Below are 13,129 nucleotides of genomic sequence, written 5' to 3'. Positions count from 1 at the left end.
CCCCACCCACCCCACTTGAGCAGGAGCCTTTCATGTCCGACAGTCCAGAGCAGGACTACGACCCGGGCGACGTGGCCATTATCGGCATGGCGTGCAAGTCGCCCGGTGCCCGCACCAAGGAACAGTTCTGGGACAACCTCGTGCACGGCAGGGAGTCCGTGCGGTTCCTGTCCAAGGACGAGATCAACGTCGACGAGACGCTGATCAACAACCCGTTCTACGTGCCGGCCTGCGGGGTGCTCGACGGGTACGACGCGTTCGATCCGTCGGTGTTCGGCATCAGCGACCGGATGGCGGCCGCGATGACCCCGGAGAACCGGCTGTTCGTGGAGAGTGCCTGGGAGGCGCTGGAGGACGGCGGCTACGACCCGGACCGGGTCGGCGGCGAGGTGGGCGTCTACGGCGCCAACAACCCGCAGACCGCGGCCCTCTACAGCTCTCCGCCGGACCGGGTGTCGGTCGGCCCCGAGGCGATCGAGCACGGCCTGGCGTGGTCGCCGGACACCATGACGTCCAACGCGCTGTACTACCTGGGGCTGACCGGTGAGGCCGTCACCGTCACCACCGCCTGCGCCGGCTTCCACTACGCGGTGCACCTGGCCTGCCAGTCGCTGCTGCTCGGCCAGACCGACATGGCGATAGCCGGTGGCGCGATGGTCCGCCTGCCGCACCCGCGCGGCCATCTGTGGGAGGAGAACCGCATCCTGTCCCGGGACGGCCACACCCGCCCGTTCGACGCCAACGGCACCGGCGCCGTGCTCTCCAGCGGAGTCGTCACGATGCTGCTCAAGCCGCTGGCCGAGGCCGTCGCCGCCCGCGACCACATCTACGCCGTGATCAAGGGTTCGGCCATCAACAACAACGGTGTCAGTGCGGTGGCCTACGGTCTGGCCCAGCCCGAGCGGCTGAGCGCGTGCATCGCCAACGCCATGGAGGTCGGTGGCGTCACCCCGGACACGGTGTCCATGTACGAGGCCAACGGCCTCGGTCTGCCGATGACCGACGAGCTCGAAGTGCACGCGGTGAGCATGGCGTTCGGCAAGCAGACCGGCACCTGCTCGATCGGCGGCGTCAAGGGCAACGTCGGGCACGGCGGTGTGGTGGCGGGCGGCTTCGGTGCCGCGAAGGCCGCGATGGCGCTGTACCACCAGAAGCTGGCACCGACGATCAACCTGACGGACGTCAACGAGGACATCGACTTCCCCAGCACCCCGTTCGTACCGCAGCTCGAACTCGCCGACTGGGAGCCGGAGTCCGGCATCCGCCGCGCGGGCGCCACCGCCATCGGTGGCGGCGGCTACAACGCGCACCTGGTGCTGGAGGAGCCGCCGACCCTCGCCGCGCGTACCCCCGAGGTCGCCGACCGGCCGCGACTGGCCACGCTGTCCGCACTGGACGACGAGGCGCTGGCGCGTCAGCGCGCACGGCTGAAGGACTGGCTGGTGGCCAACCCCGACCTGCGCCTCGACGACGTCTGCTACAGCCTCAACCTGGGCCGCAAGGTGATGGGCCGCCGCTGGGCGGCCGTGGTCCGCAGCCGCGCGGAGCTGATCGAGGCGCTGTCCGCCGACGCCCCCCGCGGCCTGGCCGCCGCGACCGGCGCCGCACCGCAGGTGGACGTGTCCGCCCTCGGCCGCACCGACGGCGGGATCGTGCCGTCCGGCCAGGACGGGCAGGCGCTGTTCGACCTCGCCGCGGCCTGGGTGAACGGCGAGCGGGTGGACTTCGGCTCCCTGCACCAGGGGGAGGCCAGCCACCGCGTGCCGCTGCCCACCTACCCGTTCCAGCCGCGTCGGCTCTGGCGTACGGACTGGTGACCGTGACCACACCAGCACTGGACACCGTGGACCTGGGCGACCCCGGCACGTTCGCGAAGCACGACCTCGACGGGTTCTGGCGCCACCTGCGGGACAGCGCACCGGTGCACTGGAACCCGCCGGCCGACGGCCGCCGCGGCTTCTGGGTCCTCTCCCGCCACGAGGACATCCTGGCCGCCTACCGGGACGACGTGCACTTCACCTCCGAGCGCGGCAACGTGCTCGTCACCCTGCTCGGCGGCGGTGACGCCGGTGCCGGCCGGATGCTGGCCGTCACCGACGGGCACCGGCACCACGAGCTGCGCAAGATCCTGCAGCGGGTGCTCTCGCCGAGGGTGCTCAGCGAGGTGGCGGCGGCGGTGCGGGTCAACACCCGGCAGCTGATCCGCGAGGCGGTCGAGGCCGGTGGCTGCGACTTCGCCGAGCAGATCGCCGGCCGGATCCCGATGAACACGATCTCGAACCTGCTCGGTGTGCCCGCGCAGGACCGGGAATACCTGCTCGCGCAGACCAAGACCGCGCTGTCGACCGACGCCGAGGACGTCGACGAGGTCGACTCCGAGATGGCTCGCAACGAGATCCTGCTGTACTTCATGGACATGGTCGAGGAGCGGCGCGAGTCGCCGGGCGACGACGTGATCAGCATGCTCATCGGCAGCTCCATCGACGGTGTGCCGCTGTCCGACGAGGACATCGTGCTCAACTGCTACAGCCTCATCATCGGCGGCGACGAGACCAGCCGGCTGACGATGATCGACAGCATCCACACCCTCGCGGCCCGGCCCGAGGAGTGGCGGCGGCTCAAGCACGGTGAGGTCGCGATCGACACCGCCGTGGACGAGGTGCTGCGCTGGGCCTCCCCCACCCTGCACTTCGGGCGCAGCGTCGTCCGCGAGACCGAACTGCACGGCGTACGGCTGCGGCCGGGCGAGATCGTCACGCTCTGGCACGCCTCCGGCAACCGCGACGAGCGGGTCTTCGACCGGCCCGGGACGTTCGACCTCGGCCGCACCCCCAACAAGCACATGGCCTTCGGCTACGGACCGCACTTCTGCGTCGGCTCGCACCTGGCCAAGGTGGAGATCGCCGAACTGCTCATGGCGTTGCGGGACTTCACCGCCGGCTTCGAGCAGACCGGTGAGGCGCTGCCCATCCGGTCCAACTTCCTGACCGGGTTCTCCACGCTGCCGGTGCGGTTCCGGCCCGACCACTCCGCGACGAAAGAGGTCGACTGATGAGCGGCAACCCCTTCGACGGCGGCGACGGCGACTGGCTGGTCGTGGCGAACGCCGGCGGACAGCACGCACTGTGGCGGCCGCACCTGAAGGTGCCCGAGGGCTGGCGGATCGTCCACACCGCCACCGCCCGCGACGGCGCCCTGGACTACGTCGAACAGCACTTCACGCCGATGGCGCCGACACCGACGCCCTGACCCGCTCCGGGGGCCGGCGCCGCACCACCCGCACCCGGCCCCCGGAGCCCGGCCACACCGACCGACGACGACGCCCCTCACACGAGAACGCACCGGACACCGGAACCGCGATCGATCGGCCGTTCCCGTGCCTTGGTGGAGCGCTCTCTCAGCCGTACTGAACAGACACCCGACCAGCGACCGCCGGGAGCGCGAGTGAAGATCTACATTTCAGGACAAGGAGCATTCGCGGTGCAGGTCGCGGAGGCCCTGTGCGACGAAGGCCACGAGATCGTGGGTGCGGCCGCCCCCCGGCTGCGCAAGGGCCACTCCGACGACAGCAATGCGCTGTCCTGGGACCGCCTGCGCTCCTGGGCGTACCCCAGGAGCATCCAATGGACGGATTCGGCGGAACTGCGCGCGATGCACATCCCGGACGGGGTGGACCTCATCGTCGCCGCGCATTCGCACGCCTTCATCGGCCGCCGGACACGCGCCAGGGCCAACGTCGCGACCATCGGCTACCACCCCAGCCTGCTGCCGTTGCACCGCGGCCGGGACGCGATCCGGTGGACGATCCGCGACGGTGACAAGGTGACGGGCGGAAGCGTCTACCACCTCACCGAACGCACCGACGCCGGCCCGATCGCCGCGCAGGAGCACCTGTTCGTCCCCCCGAACTCGACCGCACAGAGCCTCTGGCGCGACCACCTGGCCCCACTCGGCGTACGCCTCCTGGTACGGGTGGTCACCGACCTCGCCGAGGACCGCCGCATCGAGGTCCCCCAGGACGAGAAACTGGCAACCTGGGAACCCGCCATGGACGCGCCTCCCCTCTTCAAACCCGAACTCATAGCCCTCCCCGGCACAACCCCCGTCAACGGCAACAAGTGGGCGCTCCACACTCCCTGAAACCGCAACCCCCGCCCACAGACAGCCAGGGCCCTGACAGCGCGATTCCCCCCGCCCGCGCTGGTCAGGGCCCGCCGCGCCTACCGCTGGGGGCGACCGTGCCGGTGGTGTGCAGGGAACGGGCGGCTTCCGGGGGTAGCCGGTGCCTGGTTCGTGTTCCCGACGCCAGGCAGCGACCGAAGGTGTTCCATCGGCCGTTCCGCTGCGGTCACCCCGTACGAAAGTAGGGGGTGTTGACCGCCAACCAGCCGATGCGGGAGACAAGTTGCGTACCCATGCTGATCTGGTGAACAAGCTGAAGGGCCGGGGCTGGCCGTGGTGGGCCGAGGCACTGATGATCTGCGTCGTCGGCGCGGGAACGGTGCAACAGGCGTATGTAGGTGCGGGTGCCACACTGCTCAGCCCCCGCGTCGGGGTGGCCGTGGCGTTGACGCTCTCGGTCCTGCTGCGGCGCCGTTGGCCGGTGTTCGCCTTGGTGAGCACCATGGTCGGCGCGTTGCTGCTGGGACTGTTCTTCCCGCTCCTGATCGTGTTCTTCTACCGTGTCGCCCAGGGCCGGTTCCTCTTCGAGGGGCTGTGCGTGGTGGTCGCGATGATCGGAAGTTCGCTGGCGCATCCGGGGAGCAGCCTGTGGATGACCCGTAAATACGGGCCGCTGCTGGTGCTGCTGCTCGCTGTGATCATCGGGCTGTGGACGGGCAACCGCCGCCGGCACGTCGCCTCGCTCGCCGAACAGGTCGACCGTCTGCGGGTGGAACGAGAACTCCGCGCCGAACAGGCCAGGTTGGAGGAGCGCACCCGGATCGCCGGCGAAATGCACGATGTGCTCGCCCACCGGCTCACGGTCATCGCCCTGCACACCGGTGCCCTCAAGCGGCGGGCCGCCGAACTCCCCGAGCCGGTGGCCGACCGGATCGGCCTGCTGCGCACCGCGTCCACCGAAGCGCTCGGCGATCTGCGCGACGTGCTGGGCGTGCTGCGCGGCCACGACATTGGCGAGAGGCAAGCCTCACGGGTCCCCGGTCTGCCGGCACTGTCGACAGTGATCGACGAGGCGCGGGCGGCCGGACAGCAGATCGAAGCGGTCCTTGAGGGCCACCCCGACTCCGTACCGGCCAGTCATCGTCTGGCCATCCACCGACTTGTGCAAGAAGCCCTGACCAACGCCCGTAAGCACGCCGCCGGAGCGACCGCACAGCTTGAGGTGCGCTACGGCCCGCCGCAGTCCACGGTGGCGATCCGCAACCCCGCCGGCGCCTCGCTGGAGGCCGCGCCCGAGGGTTCGGGCTACGGCCTGGTGGGACTGGCTGAGCGGGTGGCCGCACTCAACGGCCGGCTGGAGTACGGCCCTACGGAATCAGGAGGCTGGCAGGTGGCCGCCACCATCCCGCTCGACGACGAGCGCAGCAGGGAGCCGGCGTGATCCGGACGATGCTCGTCGACGACGACGTCCTGGTGCGGCCGGCGCTCGCCGACATCCTTCAGGACGCACCAGGCATCACCGTCGCCGCACGGGCATCCGACGGCCGGGAAGCCGTCCAACGGGCCGGCACGCAGCGCCTGGACGTCGTGCTGATGGACGTGCGGATGCCCCACATGGACGGGATCGAGGCCACCAGACGGCTGGTCGCGCTGCCCGATCCACCCAAGGTCGTGATGCTCACGACGTTCGACCTGGACCAGTACGTCTACGACGGACTGGCCGCCGGCGCGGTCGGCTTCCTGCTCAAGGACACCGACCCTGCGGACATCATCCGGGCCGTCGAGGTCGTCGCCGAGGGGCAGGCCATGCTGCACCCCTCCGCCGCCCGACGGCTCATCGAGCACCATCACCACACGGCACGCGGCGCCTCGGCCGCCGCCCGGGCCCGGGTGGAGCGCCTGACGCCGCGCGAGACCAATGTGCTCAGGCTCCTGGCCGACGGTGCGTCCAACGCCGAGATCGCCACCGGGCTGGGTATGCGGGAGAGCACGGTGAAAGCGCACGTCAGCCGCATCCTGGCAGCCCTTGAGGTGGACAACCGGGTACAGGCGGCACTGTGCGCCAGGGACGCCGGGCTGGCGGGCTGAAGCCGCGGCCCATCATCGTCGCGCCACCGGCAGATCGCCAAACAGCGCCCCAAGGACAAGTTCCCGTATCTGACCGGCACCACCACGGACCCCCACCAAGGAGAAGATCAAAGCCTTCGACTCGTACTCGTGCCCGCGTCAGGCCACGTCGTTTCAGCGGCCGCCCAGGCTGCTTCCGCCGTCGACGTCGAGGACGTGGCCGGTGATGAAGCCCGCCTCGTCGGAGAGCAAGAACGTCACGGCCGCGGCGACATCGTCGGGGGTGCCCAGGCGCCCCATCGGGATCGACGCGATCGCCCGTCGCTCGCCCTCGCTGCCGACCGGCCGCGCACGGCGGAACAACTCCGTCGCGGTCGGGCCGGGCGACACCGCGTTGGACGTGATGCCGTCCGGGGCCAGTTCCAACGCCCACGACCGCGTGCAACCCACCAGCGCACTCTTGGCCGCCGCATAGGACGTGCGGTCCTTGGCCCCATACGTCGCCCGTGACGTGATGTTCACGATCCGGCCGAACCGCTGCGCACGCATCACCGGCACCAGTGCCTGGACGATCTGAACCGAAGCACGCAGGTTCAAGTCGACCACCTGCTGCAAGACCGTCAGGTCCAGCTCCTCGATGGGCTGTGGCTGGGCGATACCCGCATTGTTGACCACCCGACACACCGCATGCCCTCGGGTCACCTCCTTGAGCATGCGCGCGGTGTCCTCGACATCGGCGAGATCGCACCGCAGGAACGTGCCGGGGAACTCCTCCTCCGGCGCACTCCGGGCCACACCGATGACCCCGTACCCTGCCTTCGCCAACTGCCGGGAAACCGCCAACCCGATGCCCTTGCTGGCACCGGTGACCAGAACGTCGTGCATGCGCTCTTCGAACCTCCACAGTTTTCGGGACGTTGCTCGCCCCGTCGCCTTGTCGCCTTGTCGCCTTGTCGCCTCGGATGGATACGGTCGTGCACCCATGGTGACACCCCTCCCAACCCGCCGGCTCCGCACCCCCGTTCCGCACCGAGTCCGAGCATGCACTGACCGTGGGCCGAGACGCAGCTCAGCTCACGGTCAGCGGGCAGATGGCCACGCGACCGGCCTGGACGCCCACGTTCGGGCCCGTCAGGACGCTTCCGGGAAGTGGCAGGCCGCCTGGTGGGCTGTGTTCGGCTTCAGTGGGCGCAGTGTGGGGGTGTCCGTGTGGCAGATGCCCTGGGCCTTGGGGCAGCGCGGGCGGAGGGCGCAGCCCGGTGGGTGGGTGGCCGGGCGGTCGGGGACTTGCCTGCGGGAGCGGAGCGGGGAGTCCGGGGAAGGGTCGCCGAGGAGGGAGACGCGTGCGCGGGCTCGTTCCACGGCTGGGTCGGGTACCGGGACGGCGGAGAGCAGGGCGCGTGTGTAGGGGTGCGCGGGGGCCGCGTACACCTGCGCCTTCGGGCCGATCTCGACGATCCGGCCGAGGTACATCACGGCGACCCGGTCGCACACCCGCTTGACGACCGACAGGTCGTGGGCGATGAAGAGGTAGGCCAGGCCGAGTTCGTGCTGCAGCCGCGCCATGAGGTTGACGACCTGGGCCTGGACGGAGACGTCGAGGGCGGAGACGGGTTCGTCGGCGACGACCAGGCGGGGGCCGGTGGCCAGGGCGCGGGCGATGCCGATGCGCTGCGCCTGACCGCCGGAGAACTCGTGGGGATAGCGGTCGAGGTGTTCGGGGATGAGCCCCACCCGCTCCATCAACTCGGCGGCACGCGCCCGTGCCTCGGCTGCCGGAGTGCCCTGAACGAGCAGGGGGTCGGCGATGATCCGAGCCACGGTCTGGCGCGGGTTGAGGGAGGAGTGCGGGTCCTGGAAGACCATCTGCAGGTCCCTGCGGAGTGGCTTGAGTTCGCGCTGTGACAGGTGGCTGATGTCCCGGCCGTCGTAGGTGACCGATCCGGCGGTGGGTTCCAGGAGGCGGACGATCAGGCGGCCGGTGGTGGACTTGCCGCACCCGGATTCTCCGACGAGTCCCAGCGTCTCGCCCGCGGACACATCGAAGGTGATGCCGTCGACGGCCCGGACCGGGGCGGCGGCCCGCCGTCGCCCGGGGAAGGTCATGCTCAAGTCCCGTACGGAGAGGAGGGGTTCGGTGGACATTTCGGTGGGCGGTTCAGTGGGCGATGCAGTAGTCGGTTCTGTGGGCGGTTCTGTGGGCGGTTCTGTGGGCGTCATGAGGTTTCGCCTTTGTGCGTGGGGAAGTGGCAGGCCGCGGGGTGGCCGGGCGGGCCGGTGAGGTGGGGGCGCTCGGTCTCGCAGCGGGTGCGCTCCTCGGGGGCCGCGCCGGCGAGTCGGGGGCAGCGGGGCGCGAACGCGCAGCCGGGGGCGGGGGTGAGCAGGGAGGGCGGACTGCCGGTGATGGCCCGTAGGGGTGCGTCGCCGTCGTCGTCGAGGCGGGGCAGGGAGTCGAGGAGGGCGCGGGTGTAGGGGTGGGCCGGTGTGGCGAAGAGGGTGTCCACGTCGGCCTGTTCGACGGCTCTGCCTCCGTACATCACCAGGACCTCGTGGGCGACACGGGCGACCACACCGAGGTCGTGCGTGATCATGATGACGGCCAGTTGCCGCTCCTCCTGGATCCGGGCGAGGAGTTCCAGGATCTGTGCCTGGACGGTGACGTCCAGGGCGGTGGTCGGTTCGTCCGCGATGAGCAGGTCGGGTTCGCAGGCCAGGGCCATGGCGATCATCACGCGCTGGCGCATGCCGCCGGAGAACTGGTGCGGGTGGTCGCGCGCCCGGCGTCGCGGCTCGGGAATGCCGACCTCGGCGAGCGCGTCCACGGCACGCGCACGGGCGGCTCGCCTGCCGGTGCCGAAGTGCACGCGGTGGTGCTCGGCGATCTGCTCGCCCACGGTGTAGTAGGGGTGGAGGGCGGACAGCGGGTCCTGGAAGATCATCGCCATCTTCCGGCCGCGCAACCGGTTCAGCTCGCGCTCCGCCAGGCCGGTCAGTTCCCGGCCGTCCAGCGTGATGGAGCCGCCGACCGAGGCGCCGGTGTGCAGTCCCATCAGGGCCAGGGAGGTGACGGACTTGCCGGAGCCGGACTCGCCGACGATGCCGAGGGTTTCCCCCCGCCGTACCTCGAAGTCGAGGCCGTCCACGGCCCGTACGGGACCGCGCGGGGTGGCGAAGGTGACCGTCAGGTCCCGTACGCGCAGGAGGGTGTCGGGGGCGGCGTTCATCAGTACCTCACTCGCGGGTCCACGACGGCGTACAGCAGGTCGACGGCCAGGTTGGCGAGGACGATGAAGGTGGCCGCCAGCAGCGTCACGCCGAGGATCACCGGCTGGTCGCCGCTGGAGAGGGCACCGTAGAAGAGCCGTCCGACGCCGGGGAGCCCGAAGAGGGACTCGGTGATCACCGCGCCGGCGAGCAGCCCGCCCAGGTCCATGCCGAAGAGGGTCAGGAGGGGTGTCATGCCGGCCCGCAGGCCGTGTTTGACCACGACGGTCCGGTACGGCAGGCCCTTGGCGCGGGCGGTGCGGATGTAGGGCTCCGCCATCGTCTCGATCATCGAACTGCGGCTCTGCCGCGCGTACATCGCCACGTACAGGACGGCCAGGGCCAGCCAGGGCAGGAGCAGGTTCGACGCCCAGTGCAGCGGGTCGTCGCCGAAGGGCACATAACTCGGGTAGGGCAGCAGGCCGGCGATCCGGATCACGCCGTAGATCAGCATCATCGAGGTGAAGTAGACCGGCAGCGAGGCGGCGGCCACGGAACCGACCATGAGAGCGCGGTCGGTGAGGGTGTCCTTGCGCAGGGCCGCGACGACCCCCGCGGACAGCCCGAGGACGAGCCAGATCGCGGCGGCGCCCAGAGCCAGTGAGGCGGAGACCGGCAGACGGTCCATCAGGAGGTCCCAGACGTCCGCGCTGTTCTCGTAGGAGTAGCCCAGGCACGGGACGTGGCAGTGCAGCGTGTACTGGCCGCTGCCCATGGTGCGGCCGGTGAAGATGCCGGTGACGAAGTCGGTGAACTGTCGCCACAGCGGCTGGTCGAGACCCATGTGCGCTCGGATCGCCGCCAGTCGTGCGGTGCTGCACGACTTGCCGCAGGCGGCGGCCGCCGGGTCGGACGGCAGGACGTAGAAGATGACGAAGGTGACGGCGGCGACGGCGATCAGGACGCCGATCACACTGAGCAGCCGGCGGCCGGCGTAGGAGATCATGTGCGGCTTCCCCTCGGGTCCAGGACGTCCCGCAGCGCGTCGCCGAGCAGCGTGAACGCGAGCACGGTGAGGAAGAGGCAGCTGCTGGGGATGACGAAGTACATGGGGTCGGTGTCGTAGAAGGCGACGCTCTCGGCGATCATCTGGCCCCAGGAGGGGGTGGGCGGGCGGACGCCGACGCCCAGATAGCTCAGCGCCGCCTCGGTGGCGATCATCCCCGGGATGATCAGGGTGGTGTAGGCGATGACCGGTCCGGCGACGCCCGGGAGGACCTCGCGGGTGAGGATCCGCCAGGGGCCGGAGCCGCCGACGCGGGCGGCGTCGACGTACTCGCGGTGCTTGAGCGAGAGCGTCTGGCCGCGTACCACACGGGCGATACCGGGCCAGCCGAAGAGCCCGATGACGGCGGTCATCAGCACGATCCGGTTGACGTCCCGTGCCACCGACATCATCGCGATCATGAAGATGAGGGACGGAAAGGACATGGTGAGGTCCATCAGCCGGGAGAGCACCGCGTCGGTGCGGCCGCCGAAGTAGCCGGCCGCGATACCGGCCGCCGTGCCGGCGACGACGACGATCGCGGTGGCGGTGAGGGCGATGAGCAGGGAGACCTGGGCGCCGTGCACGACCCGGGCGAACAGGTCGCGGCCGGTGACGGGTTCGACCCCGAGCCAGTGGTCGGCGGAGATTCCGCCGAGCGGGCCGATGGGCTGACCGCCCAGGTAGGGGTCGACGGCGGTCTTGTCGAACTCCTCGGGTGACCAGCCGCCCAGCGCGCTCAGCAGCGGGGCGGCCACCGCCATGAGCGCGAAGAGCGCGATCACGACGAGGGCGATCTTCACGGAGGTGCGTCGGCGCAGCTGCTCCCAGGCGCGCTGCCAGGGGCCGCTGCCGGCCGGGGCGACGGTGGAGGCGGGGACGGAGGTGGTGGCCATGACGGTGTCCCCTTCAGCCTTCGCTCTTGGCGGGGTCCTTGAGGCCGACCGAGGCGTAGTCGAGCTGGCCGGCGAAGGAGGTCTGCCCGTATGCGCCCGCGACGTTGGTCCCGACCACCAGCGGCCAGCGCCGCACCAGCACGGGTACCGCCGGAGCCTTGGCGAGGATCTCGCCGTCCAGCTTCCGCCAGGCCGCGGTCGCCTTCCCGGCGTCGGTCATGGCGGCGATCTCGTCCATCCGCCGCATGGTCGGGGCGTCCCGGAAGAGGGAGTGGTTGCCGGAGTTTCCCTTCTCCTTGATGGAGCGGCCGTCGAAGACGAAGGGCAGGAAGGTGGAGCCGGACGGGTAGTCGGGACACCAGCCGGTGTAGACCATGTCGGTGCGGTGGGTGGTGTCGCCGATGGTGGCGTAGAACGCGGACGGGTCGACCGTCTCGATGGTGACCTTGATGCCGGCCTTGGCGAGCGCCTGCTGGATCGCCTCGGCCCGGCCCTTGTCACCGTTGGAGACCGTCATCGTGGTGGTGAAACCGTTCGCCTTGCCGGCCTCCTTCAGCAACTGCCTGGCCTTGGCCGCGTCCCCGGTGGTGGGGATCCTCAGGGCGTCGGGCTGTTTGCCGCCGAAGAGCGCGGCGGGCATGTACGCGGTGGACACGTCGTTGAAGGCGGGACCGCCGGAGGCGGTGATCACGGCCTCCTTGTCGAGGGCGTACTGCACGGCCTGACGGACCTTCACATTGTTGAAAGGGGCCCGCCCGGTGTGCATCTGCACCATGTCGGTGCAGTTCATCGACTCGGCCAGCAGCCGTTCGCGGACGTCGGCCCTGGGCAGGACCTTGCCCGCGCTCTCCGGCCGGAGTGCGTACCAGGGCACGGTGGAGGCGTCCGCGCCCCGGCTGGCGACCATCCGGTCGTCGATCTGGTTGGCTCTGAGCCCCATGACCATGACGAGCCTGTCCGGGTACGCCTTGCGTATCGGGTCCGTCCCGGGGTCCCAGTGGGTATTGCGGACCAGGACCAGCTTCTTGTTCCGCTGGTACGTCTCGATCTTGTACGGGCCCGAGGAGAACGGCCGGTTGTCGTACTGGGGCCCGGTGTCCTTCGCCTTCGGCACCGGGGCGAAGGTGGGCATCACCGTCGCGTTGGGGAACTCCGCGAAGGGCCTTCGGAGTTCGAAGACGATGGTCCGGTCGTCCGGTGTCCTGATGGAGTCCAGCTGCCTGCCGTCGGCCGGACCCTGGTATCCCTCGGCGTCCTTGAGGTAGCGGGCCGCGTAGTCGGCGCCGCCGGGCAGGTCCGGGGAGAAGGACCGCTCCACGTTGTATTTGATGTCCTGGGCGGTGACCGGCGTCCCGTCCTCGTAGGTGATCCCCGGCTTGAGGTGGAAGGTCCAGGTCCTGGCGCCGTCCGAGGGTGTGCCGAGGTCGGTTGCGAGGTCGGGGACCAGCTCGCCGCCGGCGGTCCCGGGGGCCGCCTTGTACGACACCAGGGTGCGGTAGAGCAGCCGGGTCCCGAAATCCATCGCATTGACCACCCAGTTGCGGGCCGGGTCGAGGTGGGTGAGGTCCTGGTCGGACAGGATGGTGAGGGTCCCGCCTTTCTGCGGTGTGCCGCCAACGACCCGGCCGTTGTTGGCCGTTGCGAGGTTCTTTCCGTGGGCTCCGTCCGCCTGCCGCCCGCCGGAACAGCCGGCCGTGCCGAGGAGGAGGGCCGCCGTCAGCGCGGTGGACAGGGCGGCGGACAAGGTGCGGGAAGTGCGCTTCTTCATGGGTGGGTCACTCCGGAAGCGATCGGA

12 protein-coding genes are annotated in these 13,129 nt (G+C 70.3%); 6 read left to right on the top strand and 6 right to left on the bottom strand.

Annotated features, from left to right (window positions below):
- The first annotated feature begins 32 nt into the window (after nucleotides 1-32).
- The 6 genes from B073_RS0136670 to B073_RS0136645 all read left to right on the top strand — a co-directional run bounded on the left by B073_RS0136670 (nucleotide 33) and on the right by B073_RS0136645 (nucleotide 6,210).
- A complete protein-coding gene (locus B073_RS0136670) occupies nucleotides 33-1,817 on the top strand; it encodes a beta-ketoacyl synthase N-terminal-like domain-containing protein (RefSeq protein ID WP_018543041.1) in 1,785 nt (594 codons plus the stop codon).
- Nucleotides 1,814-3,052: a cytochrome P450 gene (locus B073_RS0136665; protein ID WP_018543040.1), complete on the top strand. Its 1,239-nt coding sequence runs from the start codon at nucleotides 1,814-1,816 to the stop codon at nucleotides 3,050-3,052. Before B073_RS0136670 ends, B073_RS0136665 begins: the two co-directional genes overlap by 4 nt.
- On the top strand, nucleotides 3,052-3,249 hold the full coding sequence (locus tag B073_RS0136660; RefSeq protein WP_018543039.1) for an MbtH family NRPS accessory protein: 198 nt from the start codon (nucleotides 3,052-3,054) through the stop codon (nucleotides 3,247-3,249). Before B073_RS0136665 ends, B073_RS0136660 begins: the two co-directional genes overlap by 1 nt.
- 231 nt (nucleotides 3,250-3,480) lie before the next feature.
- On the top strand, nucleotides 3,481-4,140 hold the full coding sequence (locus B073_RS0136655) for a formyltransferase family protein (RefSeq protein WP_018543038.1): 660 nt from the start codon (nucleotides 3,481-3,483) through the stop codon (nucleotides 4,138-4,140).
- A 286-nt stretch (nucleotides 4,141-4,426) separates the two neighbouring features.
- Nucleotides 4,427-5,563: a sensor histidine kinase gene (locus B073_RS0136650; RefSeq protein ID WP_018543037.1), complete on the top strand. Its 1,137-nt coding sequence runs from the start codon at nucleotides 4,427-4,429 to the stop codon at nucleotides 5,561-5,563.
- Nucleotides 5,560-6,210, top strand: a complete 651-nt coding sequence (locus B073_RS0136645; RefSeq protein WP_018543036.1) for a response regulator transcription factor — start codon at nucleotides 5,560-5,562, stop codon at nucleotides 6,208-6,210. Before B073_RS0136650 ends, B073_RS0136645 begins: the two co-directional genes overlap by 4 nt.
- Before the next feature lie 153 nt (nucleotides 6,211-6,363).
- On the opposite strand, the gene B073_RS0136640 is transcribed toward B073_RS0136645, so the two are convergent.
- From B073_RS0136640 to B073_RS0136615, 6 genes are all read right to left on the bottom strand, one after another.
- Nucleotides 6,364-7,074, bottom strand: coding sequence for an SDR family oxidoreductase (locus tag B073_RS0136640; protein WP_018543035.1), 711 nt, complete (start codon nucleotides 7,072-7,074; stop codon nucleotides 6,364-6,366).
- 246 nt (nucleotides 7,075-7,320) lie between these two features.
- Nucleotides 7,321-8,334 (bottom strand): ABC transporter ATP-binding protein, encoded by a 1,014-nt coding sequence (locus B073_RS0136635; protein ID WP_018543034.1) that lies wholly within the window; start codon nucleotides 8,332-8,334, stop codon nucleotides 7,321-7,323.
- A gap of 71 nt (nucleotides 8,335-8,405) precedes the next feature.
- The gene (locus B073_RS0136630) at nucleotides 8,406-9,413 is read right to left on the bottom strand and encodes an ABC transporter ATP-binding protein (protein ID WP_018543033.1); all 1,008 of its coding nucleotides are present in this window, start codon (nucleotides 9,411-9,413) and stop codon (nucleotides 8,406-8,408) included.
- Nucleotides 9,413-10,399 carry an ABC transporter permease gene (locus tag B073_RS0136625; RefSeq protein WP_018543032.1) on the bottom strand — a complete coding sequence of 329 codons (987 nt, stop codon included), beginning with the start codon at nucleotides 10,397-10,399 and terminating at the stop codon, nucleotides 9,413-9,415. The genes B073_RS0136630 and B073_RS0136625 overlap by 1 nt, the downstream gene beginning before the upstream one ends.
- Entirely contained in the window at nucleotides 10,396-11,334 is a 939-nt protein-coding gene (locus tag B073_RS0136620) for an ABC transporter permease (protein WP_018543031.1), read from the bottom strand. The genes B073_RS0136625 and B073_RS0136620 overlap by 4 nt, the downstream gene beginning before the upstream one ends.
- A gap of 13 nt (nucleotides 11,335-11,347) precedes the next feature.
- A complete protein-coding gene (locus B073_RS0136615) occupies nucleotides 11,348-13,102 on the bottom strand; it encodes an ABC transporter substrate-binding protein (RefSeq protein ID WP_018543030.1) in 1,755 nt (584 codons plus the stop codon).
- Between the last annotated feature and the right edge of the window lie 27 nt (nucleotides 13,103-13,129).

Origin of the sequence: Streptomyces sp. MspMP-M5 (assembly GCF_000373585.1) — a bacterium.
In the GTDB taxonomy this organism is placed as follows: domain Bacteria; phylum Actinomycetota; class Actinomycetes; order Streptomycetales; family Streptomycetaceae; genus Streptomyces.
Note: the sequence above shows the minus strand (reverse complement) of the source record. Positions and strands in the feature narration are given on the sequence as shown.